This window comes from Thiomonas islandica (assembly GCF_055383445.1).
Window position 1 is genome coordinate 86,723 of the sequence record NZ_AP042391.1, and the last position, 14,640, is coordinate 101,362.

The 14,640-nt window shown below is 66.9% G+C and carries 17 protein-coding genes and 1 pseudogene; 12 read left to right on the forward strand and 6 right to left on the reverse strand.

Annotation, left to right across the window (positions count from 1 at the left end; all coding sequences use genetic code 11):
- The first annotated feature begins 6 nt into the window (after nucleotides 1-6).
- On the forward strand, nucleotides 7-417 hold the full coding sequence (locus ACZ47F_RS00415) for a sulfide dehydrogenase (protein WP_464925343.1): 411 nt from the start codon (nucleotides 7-9) through the stop codon (nucleotides 415-417).
- Nucleotides 418-472: 55 nt separating this feature from the next.
- Here the strand turns inward: ACZ47F_RS00415 and ACZ47F_RS00420 are convergent.
- Nucleotides 473-932 (reverse strand): annotated as a pseudogene (locus ACZ47F_RS00420) (trehalose-6-phosphate synthase); the annotation flags it as partial.
- A gap of 40 nt (nucleotides 933-972) precedes the next feature.
- Nucleotides 973-1,602 carry a LysE family translocator gene (locus ACZ47F_RS00425; RefSeq protein WP_464925344.1) on the reverse strand — a complete coding sequence of 210 codons (630 nt, stop codon included), beginning with the start codon at nucleotides 1,600-1,602 and terminating at the stop codon, nucleotides 973-975.
- A 344-nt stretch (nucleotides 1,603-1,946) separates the two neighbouring features.
- On the opposite strand from ACZ47F_RS00425, the gene ACZ47F_RS00430 reads away from it, so the two are divergent.
- Both ACZ47F_RS00430 and ACZ47F_RS00435 read left to right on the forward strand, forming a co-directional pair.
- Nucleotides 1,947-2,249: a PepSY domain-containing protein gene (locus ACZ47F_RS00430; protein ID WP_464925345.1), complete on the forward strand. Its 303-nt coding sequence runs from the start codon at nucleotides 1,947-1,949 to the stop codon at nucleotides 2,247-2,249.
- On the forward strand, nucleotides 2,246-2,761 hold the full coding sequence (locus tag ACZ47F_RS00435; protein WP_464925346.1) for a cytochrome b/b6 domain-containing protein: 516 nt from the start codon (nucleotides 2,246-2,248) through the stop codon (nucleotides 2,759-2,761). The genes ACZ47F_RS00430 and ACZ47F_RS00435 overlap by 4 nt, the downstream gene beginning before the upstream one ends.
- A gap of 93 nt (nucleotides 2,762-2,854) precedes the next feature.
- Here ACZ47F_RS00435 and argG read toward each other — a convergent pair whose 3' ends face one another.
- Together argG and ppnP are read right to left on the reverse strand one after the other, a co-directional pair.
- The gene (gene argG / locus ACZ47F_RS00440) at nucleotides 2,855-4,195 is read right to left on the reverse strand and encodes an argininosuccinate synthase (protein ID WP_464925347.1); all 1,341 of its coding nucleotides are present in this window, start codon (nucleotides 4,193-4,195) and stop codon (nucleotides 2,855-2,857) included.
- Nucleotides 4,196-4,221: 26 nt separating this feature from the next.
- Nucleotides 4,222-4,539 (reverse strand): pyrimidine/purine nucleoside phosphorylase, encoded by a 318-nt coding sequence (ppnP, locus tag ACZ47F_RS00445; RefSeq protein ID WP_464925348.1) that lies wholly within the window; start codon nucleotides 4,537-4,539, stop codon nucleotides 4,222-4,224.
- Nucleotides 4,540-4,627: 88 nt separating this feature from the next.
- Between ppnP and pip the strand changes: the two genes are divergently transcribed.
- Nucleotides 4,628-5,575 carry a prolyl aminopeptidase gene (pip, locus tag ACZ47F_RS00450; protein WP_464925349.1) on the forward strand — a complete coding sequence of 316 codons (948 nt, stop codon included), beginning with the start codon at nucleotides 4,628-4,630 and terminating at the stop codon, nucleotides 5,573-5,575.
- Between the two features lie 20 nt (nucleotides 5,576-5,595).
- Here pip and metK read toward each other — a convergent pair whose 3' ends face one another.
- Nucleotides 5,596-6,789 (reverse strand): methionine adenosyltransferase, encoded by a 1,194-nt coding sequence (gene metK / locus ACZ47F_RS00455; RefSeq protein ID WP_464925350.1) that lies wholly within the window; start codon nucleotides 6,787-6,789, stop codon nucleotides 5,596-5,598.
- 209 nt (nucleotides 6,790-6,998) lie between these two features.
- Here metK and ACZ47F_RS00460 point away from each other — a divergent pair, with 209 nt between their 5' ends.
- From ACZ47F_RS00460 to ACZ47F_RS00490, 7 genes are read left to right on the forward strand one after another with little or no spacing between them, the layout of a single operon-like run.
- Entirely contained in the window at nucleotides 6,999-7,859 is an 861-nt protein-coding gene (locus ACZ47F_RS00460) for a lysophospholipid acyltransferase family protein (protein ID WP_464925351.1), read from the forward strand.
- Nucleotides 7,856-8,761 carry an LpxL/LpxP family acyltransferase gene (locus ACZ47F_RS00465; protein ID WP_464925352.1) on the forward strand — a complete coding sequence of 302 codons (906 nt, stop codon included), beginning with the start codon at nucleotides 7,856-7,858 and terminating at the stop codon, nucleotides 8,759-8,761. The genes ACZ47F_RS00460 and ACZ47F_RS00465 overlap by 4 nt, the downstream gene beginning before the upstream one ends.
- A gap of 7 nt (nucleotides 8,762-8,768) precedes the next feature.
- Nucleotides 8,769-9,632 (forward strand): diaminopimelate epimerase, encoded by an 864-nt coding sequence (gene dapF / locus ACZ47F_RS00470; protein WP_464925353.1) that lies wholly within the window; start codon nucleotides 8,769-8,771, stop codon nucleotides 9,630-9,632.
- 15 nt (nucleotides 9,633-9,647) lie between these two features.
- Nucleotides 9,648-10,319, forward strand: coding sequence for a DUF484 family protein (locus ACZ47F_RS00475; RefSeq protein WP_464925354.1), 672 nt, complete (start codon nucleotides 9,648-9,650; stop codon nucleotides 10,317-10,319).
- A 17-nt stretch (nucleotides 10,320-10,336) separates the two neighbouring features.
- Nucleotides 10,337-11,338 (forward strand): tyrosine recombinase XerC, encoded by a 1,002-nt coding sequence (locus tag ACZ47F_RS00480; RefSeq protein WP_464925355.1) that lies wholly within the window; start codon nucleotides 10,337-10,339, stop codon nucleotides 11,336-11,338.
- An 18-nt stretch (nucleotides 11,339-11,356) separates the two neighbouring features.
- Nucleotides 11,357-12,538, forward strand: coding sequence for a class I SAM-dependent rRNA methyltransferase (locus ACZ47F_RS00485; protein WP_464925356.1), 1,182 nt, complete (start codon nucleotides 11,357-11,359; stop codon nucleotides 12,536-12,538).
- 53 nt (nucleotides 12,539-12,591) lie between these two features.
- Nucleotides 12,592-13,647, forward strand: coding sequence for a CobW family GTP-binding protein (locus tag ACZ47F_RS00490; RefSeq protein WP_464925357.1), 1,056 nt, complete (start codon nucleotides 12,592-12,594; stop codon nucleotides 13,645-13,647).
- Between the two features lie 195 nt (nucleotides 13,648-13,842).
- On the opposite strand, the gene ACZ47F_RS00495 is transcribed toward ACZ47F_RS00490, so the two are convergent.
- Complete coding sequence (locus tag ACZ47F_RS00495; protein ID WP_464925358.1) at nucleotides 13,843-14,139, reverse strand: hypothetical protein; 297 nt, start codon at nucleotides 14,137-14,139, stop codon at nucleotides 13,843-13,845.
- On the opposite strand from ACZ47F_RS00495, the gene dksA reads away from it, so the two are divergent.
- On the forward strand, nucleotides 14,138-14,626 hold the full coding sequence (gene dksA, locus ACZ47F_RS00500; RefSeq protein WP_464925359.1) for an RNA polymerase-binding protein DksA: 489 nt from the start codon (nucleotides 14,138-14,140) through the stop codon (nucleotides 14,624-14,626). The two genes, ACZ47F_RS00495 and dksA, sit on opposite strands and share 2 nt — an antisense overlap.
- Nucleotides 14,627-14,640 lie beyond the last annotated feature (14 nt).

Sequence of the window (14,640 nt, forward strand, 5' to 3'; positions counted from 1 at the left end):
ATGACCATGCGCAAAACCCTTCTCACTATTGCCGCGCTGTCGGCTGCGGCCAGCGTCTGGGCGCTCGAGCGCCCTGGCCTCGTCACCTCCGGCGACTACGCCAACGGCACGCTCGGCAGCGTCGCGCAGCCGGCCCGTGCCGAGCCCGGCGCCGGCACCGTCTACCGCGTCGGCAAATGGCCGACCTATACCGCCGAGCTGGCCGCAGGCCCCGGGCGCGACACCGTGCTCGGCCATTGCAGCATGTGCCACAGCGTGACCTACATCACCATGCAACCGCCGCTGCCCGCGGCGACCTGGGAGATGGAAGTCACCAAGATGATCAAGACCTACGGCGCACCGATCGACGAAGCGACCGCCAAGGAGATCACCGCCTACCTGCAGGCCCACTACACGCCACAGACACGCAAGCAGTGAGCCACGAGCCGGCAAGCGGCATGCGCAGCGCGGTGGCGATGGCGTCTGCGGTCTACTCGGTCGAATACGGGCTGACGAGCACCGCGTCACCGAGCTGCTCGGCGGCCCCGGCAAAGCGTGGCAGCACGAGCACGCCGGGGTCGTCCGGGTCTTGCACGGCGATGTACTCCTTCGCGACCGGGTTCATGCCGTCGCGCAGCGGTGTCACCAGCGCCACCCTGCGGCGCGGTACAGCCCAGGCAGACGCTGGCGGGTGACGGTGCGGTGCAGGTAGCGCACCGGCATCCACTCTAGTCCGCCGAAATCGCCGTTAATCGCGCCGCACAGCCCCTCGAGCTCCGCTTGAGCTCGTCGTAGGCGTCAATCCCTTCGCGCGACGGTGCGGCAACCTGGATCAGTGAGGCGCGTTCTCGCGTCTGGGGATAGCGCTCAAGGAGCCGGCGGAATGCCTTCAGCCTTTGCTGCAAGCCCTTGGAATCGTCGAGCCGGTCGACGCCGACGAGCAAATCGCAGCGGGCAAATCGTCGGCGAACAAATCATCCTCGCGAGTTTCAGCTAGCGCGTCGCCCAGGCCAGCCGCAGGCCAAGCACGACGAACAGCCCACCGACAACCCGCCGCAGCCACAGTGCCAGACGCTGCAGCCGCGCCGCCCGCCGCCCTGCATGCGCCGCACCCCAGGCCAGCAGCAGATTGACCAGCGTGCCGTTGACGCTGAACACCAGACCGAGGGCGAGCAGCGCCAATGCCCGGTGCGTGTCGTTTGGATCGACGAACTGCGGCAGGAAGGCGAGGAAAAACAGCACGACCTTCGGGTTGAGCAGATTGGTCAGCAGCCCCTGCATGAACACCGCGCCCAAGCGCTGCGGCGCAGATGCCTCGACCACGACCGGCTCACCCGCGCGAGAACGCAGCAAACCAATACCCAGCCACAAAAGATATGCCGCGCCGAGCCATTTGACGATGGCAAACGCAGTGGCCGATGCCGCAAGCAACGCGGAGAGCCCCGCAACCACCGCGCCCACATGGATCAGACAGCCCACGCCGACGCCGAGCGCCGCCGCAGCACCGGCGCGCACTCCCTGCTGCGCGCTGCGCGAGGCGATGAACAGCATGTCCGCGCCGGGCGTGAGGTTCAGCAGCAAACCGGAAATCACGAACAGAGTGAAATGATGGATGTCGGGCATCGGCGGCAAGGTCAGGTCGGTGGACGTCGTTCATTGTTCACCAGGTGACCTGCTGGACGCAAAGGACGCAGGCGACCCAACGCCTGTCGCGCGCGTCGACACGCCAGCTCCGCCGCCAGGCGCAAACGACGAGCCGGCCCTGCACTGCGACGCGTCGGTTTTGTCGCCCGACCCGCTTTGCCGTCGATCCAACCACACGCTCGCAAGTGTGTCGCGAGCATCACCACGTGCCGCGGCCATCGGCACAGGCCACGACATCACCCCATCCCAAATCGGGTCATTCACAACTTTGTTTTGCGAATAGTTACTATTTGCAAACGATGAACTTTTGCAAGGAGTTGGTGATGCGTGTTTTCACGTTCGATGCCTCGATCCGTTTGCTTCACTCTGCCGCCGGTGCTTTGACGCTGGGCTCGGCGGCGAGCCTGGCGTTGGCCGGCCCGACCTGCACCGACAAGCCGCCGTCTGCCTGGCGCGATGCGGCGACGTTCCAAGCCGAGCTCAAGGCCAAGGGCTACACCATCGATAAATTCAAGACGACCAAGGGCCAGTGCTACGAGATCTACGGCAAGGACGCGGCCGGCAAGCGGGTCGAGATTTATTTCGACCCAGTCGATGGCCGCATCGTCAAGGAAGAGCGGCGTTGAGCTTTCGCCGCATCAGCCCAGCGCTGCGCATTGCCCACTGGACTCTGGCAGGTGGCTGCGCAGCCGCCTGGCTGGTCGAGTCGAGCTCGCGCGAGGCGCACGTCTGGCTCGGGTACCTGGCCGCCGCTGCGGTAGTGTGGCGGCTGGGGTATGCGCTGTTCGGCCCAGCGCCAGCGCGCTTGGCTGCGCTGATGTTCGGTCCGCGTCGGGTGCTGCAGTGGCTGCGCGACCTGCTGCGCGGAGGTGCGCCGCTTGCCCACGGCTACAACCCGCTCGCAGCGTGGAACGTGCTGGCCATGTTCGCCACAGTGCTCGCGCTCGGCGCGAGCGGCCACCTGCTGCGCACCGATGCGTTCTGGGGGGATGAGACGCTGCAGAGCCTGCACGCGCTGGCGTCGGACCTGCTGTGGGGGCTGGTTGCGCTGCACCTGCTCGGCCTCGCCGTCGGTAGCTGGCGGGCGCGCTACCCGCTGCCGCTGGCGATGATCGACGGCAGGGAGCCGCCGCACTGAAGCGGTTCGGTGCCGCACCACGCCAGCGCACGTCGGTGCGACTGGCCGTGCGTATGACGGCCTCGCTCATCCGGAGTCATCGGCCGGCAGGCATCATTCGCGCCGATCGCCTTGCAAGTGCAGCATGCTGCTGGCGTCGCCCGTAGCGATCAGCCCGGCCTTGGCGTAGATGCCGAGCTTGGCGCGAGTGTCGGCGATGTCGAGGTTGCGCATGGTGAGCTGGCCAATGCGGTCGGCCGGGCTGAACGGCGCGTCCTCGACCTTTTCCATGGAGAGACGCTCGGGCGCGTAGGTGAGGTTGGGGCTTTGGGTATCGAGGATGGAGTAGTCGTTGCCACGACGCAGCTCCAGCGTGACCTCGCCGGTGATCGCGCGCGCCACCCAGCGCTGCGCAGCTTCGCGCAGCATCAGTGCCTGCGGGTCGAACCAGCGACCCTGATAGAGCAGGCGGCCGAGCTTCAAGCCATTGATGCGGTATTGCTCGATGGTGTCCTCGTTGTGGATGCCAGTGAGCAGGCGCTCGTAGGCGATGTGCAGCAGCGCCATGCCGGGCGCCTCGTAAATACCGCGACTCTTGGCCTCGATGATGCGGTTTTCGATCTGGTCGCTCATGCCCAGCCCGTGGCGGCCGCCGATGGCGTTGGCCTCGAGGAATAGCGCCACCGGATCGTCGAAGGTCCGGCCGTTGAGCGCAACCGGCTGGCCTTCTTCGAAGCGCACGGTCACTTCCTCGGCCTTGACCTCGACCTCGGGCTTCCAGAAGGCCACGCCCATGATGGGGTTGACGATGCGGATGCTCGACGACAGGCTTTCCAGATCTTTGGCCTCGTGCGTAGCGCCGAGCATGTTGCTGTCGGTGCTGTAGGCCTTCTCCACACTCATCTTGTAGTCGAAGCCGTTTTTGATGAGGAACTCACTCATCTCCTTGCGACCGCCGAGCTCGTCGATGAAGGTCTGGTCGAGCCAGGGCTTATAGATTTTCAGCGCCGGATTGGTCAGCAGGCCGTAGCGGTAGAAGCGTTCAATGTCGTTGCCCTTGAAGGTGCTGCCGTCGCCCCAGATGTGGACGTCGTCCTCCTTCATCGCGGCAACCAGCATGGTGCCAGTGACCGCACGACCCAGCGGTGTGGTGTTGAAGTAGGTGATGCCGCCGGTGGAGATGTGAAATGCGCCGCTCTGGATCGCGGCGATGCCTTCGTGCGCCAGCTGGCGGCGACAGTCCACCAGCCGGGCCTTGACCGCACCGAAGCCCAGCGCCTTGCGCGGAATGTCGTCGTAGTCGGTCTCGTCGGGCTGGCCGAGGTTGGCGGTGTAGGCATAGGGCTGGGCGCCCTTTTGCTTCATCCACAGCAGGGCGGCAGAGGTGTCAAGCCCGCCGGAAAAAGCGATGCCGACTTTTTGCCCGGTGGGCAGGCTTTGCAGAATAGTGGCCATGGGAGGATGCGCGTGTCGACGACGATTCAGCCGAAATGGCAGATGTAGTGATAGGGCTCGGAGGTGCGAATCTCAAAACGGGTGTTGCCTGGCACGCTGAAGCGCTCGCCCACGCTGGACTTGAGCCAGGTGTCGCTGCCCGGCAGCTTGTATTCGCAGGAACCGGCCACGCATTCCATGACTTCGGGCGCGGCGGTCTGGAAGGTGAGTGTGGACGGCAGGATCACGCCGACCGACTTCTTGCTGCCGTCTGGCAGGGTGATGCCGTGGCTGACGCACTTGCCGTCGAAATACACATTAGCCTGGGTATGGACGGTCACGCCGCCGAGTTCTGTGGTGCGCATGAAAGGGTGGGATTGAAATGTCGCGAAGCGGCTATTCTAGGAGGGTGCCCCGTGCGGGCACCCGTTCCATCCGCCGCTTTCCCTCGACATGAACCCACGCACCCTCTACCCCCCGATCGAGCCGTACCGCACCGGCATGCTCGACACCGGAGACGGACACAGCATCTATTGGGAACTGTGCGGCAACCCGAGTGGCAAGCCGGCGGTGTTCCTGCACGGCGGGCCGGGCTCGGGCTGCTCGCCCGAACATCGCAGCCTGTTCGACCCGGCGCGTTACAACGTGCTGCTGTTCGACCAGCGCGGCTGCGGACGCTCCACCCCCCACGCCAGTCTGGAGAACAACACCACCTGGCATCTGGTAGACGACATCGAGCGGCTGCGCACCTTGCTCGGGGTAGACCGCTGGCTGGTGCTGGGCGGATCCTGGGGCAGCACCCTGGCGCTGGCCTATGCGCAGACGCATCCCGAGCAGGTGTCGGCGCTGGTGCTGCGCGGCATTTTCACCCTGCGCCGGGCCGAGCTGCTGTGGTTCTATCAACACGGCGCGTCCTGGCTGTTTCCGGATTTCTGGGAAGATTTTATCGCCCCCATCCCCGAGGCCGAGCGCGGCGACCTGATTGCGGCCTACCGCAAGCGCCTGACCGGCACCGATCCCGAAGAGCAACTGGCCTGCGCCCGTGCCTGGAGCGTGTGGGAAGGCCGCACCATCCGCCTGCTGCCGAGCGAGCAGCAGATCGTGCAGCACGCGCAGGACGCGTTCTCGCTGGCATTTGCCCGCATCGAGAACCATTACTTCGTCCACGCCGGCTGGATGGAGGAAGGCCAGCTGATCCGCAACGCCAGTCGGCTGGCCAATATCCCCGGGGTGATCGTGCAGGGCCGCTACGACATCTGCACCCCGATGCGCACCGCCTGGGAACTGCACCGCGCCTGGCCGCAGGCCCAGTTCCAGCTCGTCCCCGACGCCGGGCACGCCTACAACGAACCTGGCATTCTGTCGCGCCTGATCGAGGCGACCGACCGCTTCGCGAACTGACGCCGCTGCAGCAGGCGGGGTCAGATGGCTGCGGCGGCAGCCCGCGCGCCCAGACCGGCGTCTTCGCGCAGCAGCGCAGCCTTGTCGGTGGCCTCCCAGCTGAACTCGGGCTCGTCGCGGCCGAAGTGACCGTACGACGCAGTCTTCTCGTAGATCGGCCGGCGCAGGTCGAGCATCTGGATGATGCCCTTGGGGCGCAGGTCGAAATGCCGACGCACCAGTTGTTCGAGCCTGGCGTCGTCGATCACCCCGGTGCCTTGCGTCGTGACCATGATGCTGGTGGGCTGCGCCACGCCGATGGCGTAGGAAATCTGCACCAGGCATTTTTTTGCCAGTCCGGCTGCGACGATGTTCTTCGCCACATAGCGCGCGGCGTAGGCGGCAGAGCGGTCGACCTTGGTCGGATCTTTGCCGGAGAATGCGCCGCCGCCGTGCGGGGCGGCCCCGCCGTAGGTGTCGACGATGATCTTGCGCCCGGTCAGGCCGCAGTCGCCCTGCGGGCCGCCGATGACGAAGCGCCCGGTGGGGTTGATGAGGTACTTGACCTCTGCGCGCATGAACTCGTGCGGCAGCACGGGCTTGACGATGTGCTCGATCACGGCCTCGCGCAGATCGGCCAGGGCGATGTCGGGCGCGTGCTGGGTGGACAGCACCACGGTGTCGATCGCCACCGGCCGGCCGTCCTCGTAGCGGAAGGTGATCTGGCTCTTGGCATCCGGGCGCAGCCAGGGCAAGCGGCCGTCGCGGCGCAGCTGGCTCTGGCGCTCGACCAGGCGGTGCGCGTAGAAGATCGGCGCAGGCATCAGATCCGGCGTTTCGTCGCAGGCGTAGCCGAACATCAGGCCCTGGTCGCCCGCGCCGATGTCGAGGTTGTCGTCGTGCGCGCGATTGACGCCCTGCGCGATGTCGGGACTTTGCTTGTCATAAGCCACCAGCACGGCGCAGCTCTTGTGGTCGATGCCGAAGTCGGCGTCGTCGTAGCCGATGCGCTTGAGGGTGTTGCGCGCCACCTGGATGTAGTCGACCACCGCGTGGGTGGTGATTTCGCCCGCAAGCACGATCAGCCCGGTGTTGGCCAGCGTTTCGGCGGCCACCCGCGCGGCCGGGTCTTGCGCGAGGATGGCGTCGAGAATGGCGTCGGAAATCTGGTCGGCCACCTTGTCGGGGTGGCCTTCGGAGACGGATTCGGAGGTGAACAGGAAGTGATTTGCCATGGGGGCCCCTTTCTCACGGTTGGTCTGACGCCACCGTCTGGGTCTCGCACGGCGACGCTTTAGCGGACATCGACACGGCAGACCCGAAAGCCTGCCGCCCCTGCCACCCCGCAAGTTGTCATTAACTCGGTGACAGTGCGCCGCATTCTATGCCCGCGCCGGGCACGCGCCAATCCGTAACATGGCACCCTTTGCATTGCAGGGAAATCATGCTGCTTCGCGTCTTGCGCTGGTTGTCCGTCTTGCCCCTGGGCCTGCTCCAGGCGCTCGGGGCGGCGCTCGGGCTGGCGGTCTATGCGGCGTCAGGCACCTATCGGCGGCGGCTGCGCGCCCATTTGCGTCAGGCCGGGTATGACCCGAAACGCCTTGCGCGCAAGGCCGCGGCGCAGGCCGGACGCATGGTCGGCGAATTGCCCGCGGTGTGGTTCCGCCAGGGGCCCGGAGCGCCGGTTCACCGGGTACGGGTCATCGGCAAGGAGCATGTGGACGCAGCCCGCGCGCAGGGTCAGGGTGTGCTTTACCTCACGCCGCATCTAGGGTGTTTCGATGTATCGGCGCAGACCGCTGCCGCCTGGGGCCCGATCACCGTGATGTATCGTCCGCCGCGCAAGGCCGCGCTGCAGCCGGTGGCACTGGCCTCGCGTCAGCGGCACAATCTGATGATCGCACCGGCCAATCTGGCCGGGGTGCGGCAGTTGCTGCGCGCGCTACGTGCGGGCGAATCGGTCGGGCTGTTGCCCGATCAGGCACCGGGCAGCGGCGAAGGTGTCTGGGCCGACTTTTTCGGCCGCCCTGCCTACACCATGACCCTCCCGGCCCGGCTGGTGCAGTTGGGCAACGCCCGCATCATTCTGGCCTCGGCACTGCGCCTGCCGCGCGGGCGCGGCTACACCCTCATGCTCGAACCGCTCCCGCAGCCGCTGGACGCCGATCCGCAACGCGCAGCCACGCAGATCAATCAGGCGATGGAAACACTGATCCGCCGCTGCCCCGAGCAATACCTCTGGGGCTACAACCGCTACAAGCGTCCCACGGGTGCCCCGCCACCCCCGACGGAGGGCGCGACATGAAGGCAGTGCTTGCGCGCCTAAGCATTGCGCTGATCTGGCTGCTGCACCTGCTGCCCTACCCTCTGCTTGCCGCGCTGGGCGCGGTGCTGGGCTGGCTGCTGTGGCCGCTGGCCCGCTCGCGCCGCCGCATCACCCTGCGCAACCTCGAGCTGTGCTTTCCCGAGTGGAGCGCGGCGCAGCGTCGTGCGATTGGGCGGCGGCATTTCGTCTATCTGGCGCGCGCCTTTCTGGAGCGCGGCGTGCTCTGGTACGCCAGCCCGCGCCGGCTGCAGCGGCTGCTGCATCTGGACGGCGCGGTGACCGAGGCGCTGGACGGCAGCCGCAACACCCTTCTGCTGGGCTTTCATTTCGAGGGACTGGATGCCGGCTGGACCGCGCTGAGCCTGGTGGCGCCGCGCCCGATCTCGGGCATGTACACCCCGCAGAAGAACAAGGTGCTCGACCAGTGGGTGGTGGCCCGGCGCAGCCGCTTTCACACCGCGGCCATCGTCTCGCGGCACGCTGGCGCGGCCGGCATGCTGCGGCAGCTGCGCGACGGGGTGCCGTTCTACACCCTGCCCGACATGGACTTCGGGCCGCGCAGCGCGCGCTTCATCGACTTTTTCGGCGTGCCCGCGGCCACGCTGGACGTGGTGCCACGGCTGGCCGCGTCAGCCGACGCCCGGGTGTACCCGGTGGTCACCCGCATGCTGCCCGGCGCGCGCGGCTATGGCATCACCGTGCATCCGGCCTGGGCCGACTTCCCTACCCTCGACGCCAAAGGCAAGCCCACCGACATCGACGCCGATCTGCGGCGCATGAACCGCTTCATCGAGGAACAGGTGCGCACCATGCCGGCGCAATACCATTGGGTGCATAAACGCTTCAAGACCCGCCCAGACGATCAGCCCTCCGTCTACTGAAAACGCCATGCGCCTGTCCTTCACCAAAATGCACGGCGCCGGCAACGACTTCGTCGTGCTCGATGCCACCCGCACGTCCATCGCGCTGAGCGCGGCGCAGCTGCGGCTGCTGGCCGACCGGCATGTCGGCGTCGGTGCTGACCAGATCCTGCTGGTCGAGCCCGCGCCCTCGGCCGATGTGGATTTCCGCTACCGCATTTTCAACGCCGACGGCGGCGAGGTCGAGCAGTGCGGTAACGGCGCGCGCTGCTTCGTCGCCTATGTGCATGGCAAGGGACTGACCGCAAAGCGCCGCATCCGGGTGCAGACGCTCGCCGGCGTCATCGAACCCGAACTGCAGGCCGATGGCCGCGTGCGCGTGGACATGGGCGCGCCGGTGTTCGATTTGCCGCAGGTGCCGTTCGATGCCAGCGATTTGTTGCCGCGGCAGGTGGACGGATGGGAGCAATGGCCGCTGGATCTGGGCGAGGCAACCGTCTGGGTCAGCGTGCTATCGATGGGCAATCCGCATGCGGTGCAGCGTGTGGCCGATGTGGACGCCGCGCCGGTGCACCAGCTCGGCCCGCGCATCGAGCATCACCCGCGTTTTGCCCGCCGGGTCAACGCCGGATTCATGCAGATCGTCGATCCGCAGCACATCCGCCTGCGGGTGTGGGAACGCGGCACCGGCGAGACCCTGGCCTGCGGCACCGGCGCCTGCGCCGCGGTCGTTGCCGGGCTGCGCCACGGCTGGCTGCAGGGCGCGGTCGATGTGCAGACCCGCGGTGGCCTGCTGACCATTTCCTGGGCCGGGCCAGGCCACGCGGTGCACATGACCGGCCCGGCCGCCTTTGTATTCGACGGCACGATCGATCTGCCCGATCCACGCTGATTTCAGGAGAACCCAATGGAACTGCACGAGCACGAGCTGGCCGCCTATCTGGCCGCCAACCCCGACTTTTTCGAGCGCCATGCCGAGCTGCTCGCCACGGTGCAACTGCCCAGCCCGCACGGCAACCGCGCGGTATCGCTGCAGGAGCGGCAGATGGAAATGCTGCGCGACAAGATGCGCACCCTCGAACACCGCCTGGCCGCGATGATGCGCAACGCGGTGGACAACGAGGCGCTGGCCGGCAAGCTGCTGCTGTGGGCGCGCGACCTGATGCTGGCGCAGCACGGCGCCGCAGAACACCTCCCCCGCGCCTTGCAGGACGCACTCAAGGCGCAGTTCGACCTGCCGATGACCGCGCTCAAGCTCTGGCCGGTGCGCGCGGAGTTCGCCGCACTCGGCTTTGCCACTGGAGTCAGTGACGACGCCAGAACCTTTGCTGCCAGCCTGGCCGCGCCCTTCGTCGGCCCTAACCCCGGTTTCGAGGCCGCGCACTGGCTAGCCGATGCGGCAATGGCGCAGTCGCTTGCGCTCATCCCCTTGCAGAACCCGCACACCAGCATGTGCATGGGCCTGCTGGTGCTGGCCTCGCCCGACACCCAGCGCTTCACCGCGGACATGGGCACCGACTTTCTCACCCATATCAGCCAGCTCGCCAGCGCCGCGCTCGTGGGGCTGCTGGCGCGCTGAGGGCGTCACAACGTTGCATGGCCGCGCCCGCCTCGCATCCCCCAGGCAGCACCGAGCTGCGCGCCCTGGCTGCGGATTACCTCGCCTACGCACAGACCGAGCGACGACTCGCGCCCGGCACGCTGGTGAACTACCGCCGCGATCTGGACGATCTGCTCACACGCGCCGGGGCGTTGCCGCTGGCGCAGATCGACACCGCGCACATCCGCCGCTGGGCCGCGCAACTGCACGCCGCAGGCATGAGCCCGCGCGCCATCGCGGCGCGGCTGTCGGCCTGGCGCAGCTTTTTCCGCTGGATGGGCCGCCGCGGTGTGGTCGCGGCCAACCCGGTGCAGGACGTACGCGCACCCAAGGCGGCCAGGCCGCTGCCCAAGGCGCTGCCGGTCGACCAGGCGGTGGCGCTGGCCGCCTATGCGCCCGAGCCGGCGGTATCGAGCAAGACGCATGCGCGCAACCGCGAAACCCTTGCTGCGCGCCATGCCCGCGTGCATGCCATCGCCGAACTGTTGTATTCCAGCGGCCTGCGCGTGTCCGAACTCACCAATCTGGACCTGCGCGCCAGCCCCGCCGCACGCGGCTGGATCGACTGGGACGCGGCCGAGGCCACGGTCACCGGCAAGGGCAGCAAGCGCCGCAGCGTGCCCATTGGCCAACCCGCGCTGCAGGCGCTGCGGCAATGGCTAGCGCACCGCGCAACCCTGCTGCGCCCCGACGCCGATGCCGACGCACAGGCCGCGCTGTTCCTCGGCGCACGCGGCGGGCGCATCACCGCGCAGCGCGTCTGGCTTGAACTGCGCGAACACGCCCGCGCTGCTGGAATCGATGCCCAGGTGCATCCGCACATGCTGCGCCACGCGTTTGCCTCGCACCTGCTGCAGTCCAGCGGTGACCTGCGCGCGGTGCAGGAACTGCTCGGTCACGCCAGCATCGCCACCACGCAGGTCTACACCCGCCTAGACTTTCAACACCTGGCCAAGGCCTACGATGCCGCGCACCCGCGTGCGCGCAAGAAAAGCTGAGCATTCAGCCCGCCTCGCATGAAAACCATCCGCCTGCACCCCGGCAAGGAACGTTCCCTGCTGCGTCGCCACCCCTGGGTGTTTGCCAGCTCGATCGCCAAGGGCAGCGCCGATAGCGGCGAAACCGTGCGGGTCGAGTCGCACGACGGGCAGTTTCTCGCCTGGGCCGCCTTCAGCCCCAGCTCGCAGATCCGGCTGCGGGTATGGAGTTTCGACGCGGCGCAGCGCATCGACGCGGCGTTCCTTGCCGAGCGGCTGCACGCCGCAATCGAACGCCGCCGCACGCTCGGGCTGGACCTGACCGCCTGCCGCCTGGTGCATGGCGAAAGCGACGGCCTGCCCGGCTGCATCGTCGACCGCTACGCCGACATCGTGGTGCTGCAGGCCGGCAGCGCCGGGATCGAGCGCTGGAAGCCCGCGCTGGTCGACGCGCTGCGCACGCTGCTGCCCAAGGCGCGCGTCTATGAGCGCTCCGACGCCGCGCTGCGCGAGCGCGAGGGCCTGCCAGCGGCCACCGGCTGGCTGCACGGCAGCGGCAGCACCGAGGTCGAGATCACCGAAAACGGTTTGCGGTTGCTAGTCGATGTCGCCACCGGACACAAAACCGGCTTTTACCTCGACCAGCGCGACGCCCGCGCCCGCTTTGCCGAGCTGGTGCGCGACCATGCTCTGGGGCGCGTGCTCAACTGCTTCAGCTACACCGGCGGTTTCACCCTGGCCGCACTGGCCGGCGGCGCGCAGCAGGTGGTGTCGGTCGATTCTTCCGCGCCGGCGCTGGCGCTGGCGGCGCAGCATGTGCTGCGCAACGGCTTCGACCCTGCGCACACGCGCTTTGTCGATGCGGATGTCAACGCCACCCTGCGCCGTCTGCGCGAGCAAAGCGCGCAGTTTGATGCCATTGTGCTCGATCCGCCCAAGTTCGCCTCCAGCCCGCAACAGGTCGAGCGCGCCGCCCGCGCCTACAAGGACATCAACCGCCTCGCGTTCCATCTGCTGCCCGCTGGCGGCTGGCTGTTCACCTTTTCCTGTTCCGGTGCGGTCAGCGCCGAGCTGTTCCAGAAAATCGTCGCCGGCGCCGCGCTCGACGCCGGGGCCGATGCGCAGATCGTCGCGCGCACCCATGCCGGGCTCGACCACCCACTCAGCCTGCACTTCCCCGAAGGCGATTACCTCAAGGGCCTGTTGCTGCGCAGGAATTGACTTTCCACCGAGTGCCCCCAATTCCCACTGTCGGCTCTGAAAAGGAAATCCCCATGTCCACCCTCATCCCCGCCACCATCGTCACCGGCTTTCTCGGCAGCGGCAAGACCACGCTGCTCAAGCGCGTGCTCACCGAAGCGCACGGCTCCCGGATTGCCGTCATCGAAAACGAATTTGGCGAGGAAAACATCGACACCGACATCCTGGTGCGCGAAGAAGGCGAGCAGATCGTGCAGATGTCCAACGGCTGCATCTGCTGCACCATCCGCGACGACCTGCGCGCCACCCTGGCCGACCTGGCGCTCAGGCGCCGCAAGGGCGAGATCGTGTTCGACCGGGTGATCATCGAAACCACCGGTCTGGCCGACCCCGGCCCGGTGGCGCAGACTTTTTTCATGGATGATGAAGTCGCCAGCCAGTACATGCTCGACGCCATCCTCACCCTGGTCGACGCCAAACATGCCAACCAGCAACTCGACACCCGCCAAGAGGCACGCCGCCAGGTGGGCTTTGCCGACCAGATTTTCATTTCCAAGGCCGATCTGGTCAGCAGCGACGAACTCGCCGCGCTGCAACATCGCCTTGCCCACATGAACCCGCGCGCCAGGCAAACCGTGGTGCATTTCGGCGAGGTACCGCTGGCGCAGGTACTCGACCTCAAGGGCTTCAACCTCAATGCCAAGCTCGACATCGACCCCGATTTCCTCAAGGCAGACGAGCATGGGCATGCGCACGACCATGACCACCCTCATGATCACGACCACGAACACGGCGCGCACTGCAACCACCCGCATCATCACCATCATGACGACGATGTGAAGTCTTTCGTGTTCCGCGCCGACAAGCCGTTCGATCCGGCCCGGCTCGAAGACTTTCTCGGCGCCATCGTCCAGGTCTACGGCCCGCGCATGCTGCGCTACAAGGGTGTGCTAAACATGCAGGGCATCGACCGCAAGGTGGTGTTCCAGGGCGTGCACCAGCTCATGGGGAGCGACCTGGCCGCGCCGTGGGGACCGCAGGAACAGCGGCAGAGCAAGATGGTGTTCATCGGCATCGATCTGCCCCGCGACATTCTGGAGCAGGGCTTGAGGCAATGCCTGGTCGGTTGATCGCCTTGCCTGGTCATGCGAAATGAATAGAATCGGGCGGTTTTTCCTGGACGGGCGCCTTAATCGCTTGACGGCTTGCACCATGCGGACGGGCTGATACCGGGTGCAGACGGCGGCATGGGCTGCGCGGCTGGACGAGCGGCCCATGGCCGCTGGAACCAAAAATTTCGGGAGGGTTTTCGCAGTGAAATTGCCTCAGAAAACAGCGTCCAAGCAAGCGTCGTCGAGCACGCCAGCGAACAAGACGGCCGCAGCGCCTGCCAAGTCCTCGCCCGCCGACAGGAAAAAAGCGGCAGCCGCGCCTGGCGGCCAAACCAGTACGGCCGCCTCGGCCAAGTCTGCCGCGCCGGCTGCTGCGCCCGCGCCAGCCAGAAAAACCGCTCCGGCGCTGCGACGCGCCGCATCACCCGGCGTGGGTAAACTCCACGCCGCAAAGCCCTTGTCGGCGGCCATGGGGTCGCCGCAGCCCATCCGACTCGACAGAAGTTCCATGAGCAGCACAACCATCGAACCCGCGCCCAAGAAGTCCGACCCCAAACACGCCAACGCCTGGAAGAACAAACCGGTGTCCGAGCTGACCGAGCAGGACCTGCTGGCCATGCCAGAATCCGAATACATGAACGAGGTACAGCTCGAATATTTCCGCCGCCTGCTCATCAGCATGCGCGACGACCTGATCCGTAATGCGGGTGAGACCACCGAACATCTGCGCGAAGACACCCTGCTCGTCCCCGACCCGGCAGACCGCGCCACCATCGAGGAGGAGCACGCGCTGGAGCTACGCACTCGCGACCGGGAACGCAAGCTGCTCAAAAAGATCGAGCAGTCGCTCGCCCGCATCGAAAGCGGCGAGTATGGCTGGTGCGAGGAGACTGGCGAGCCGATCGGCGTGGGCCGACTGCTGGCGCGGCCCACGGCCACGCTGTCGCTCGAGGCACAGCAGCGCCGCGAGCTCAAGCAGCGCATGTTCAACGATTGAGGGTGACTGATCGC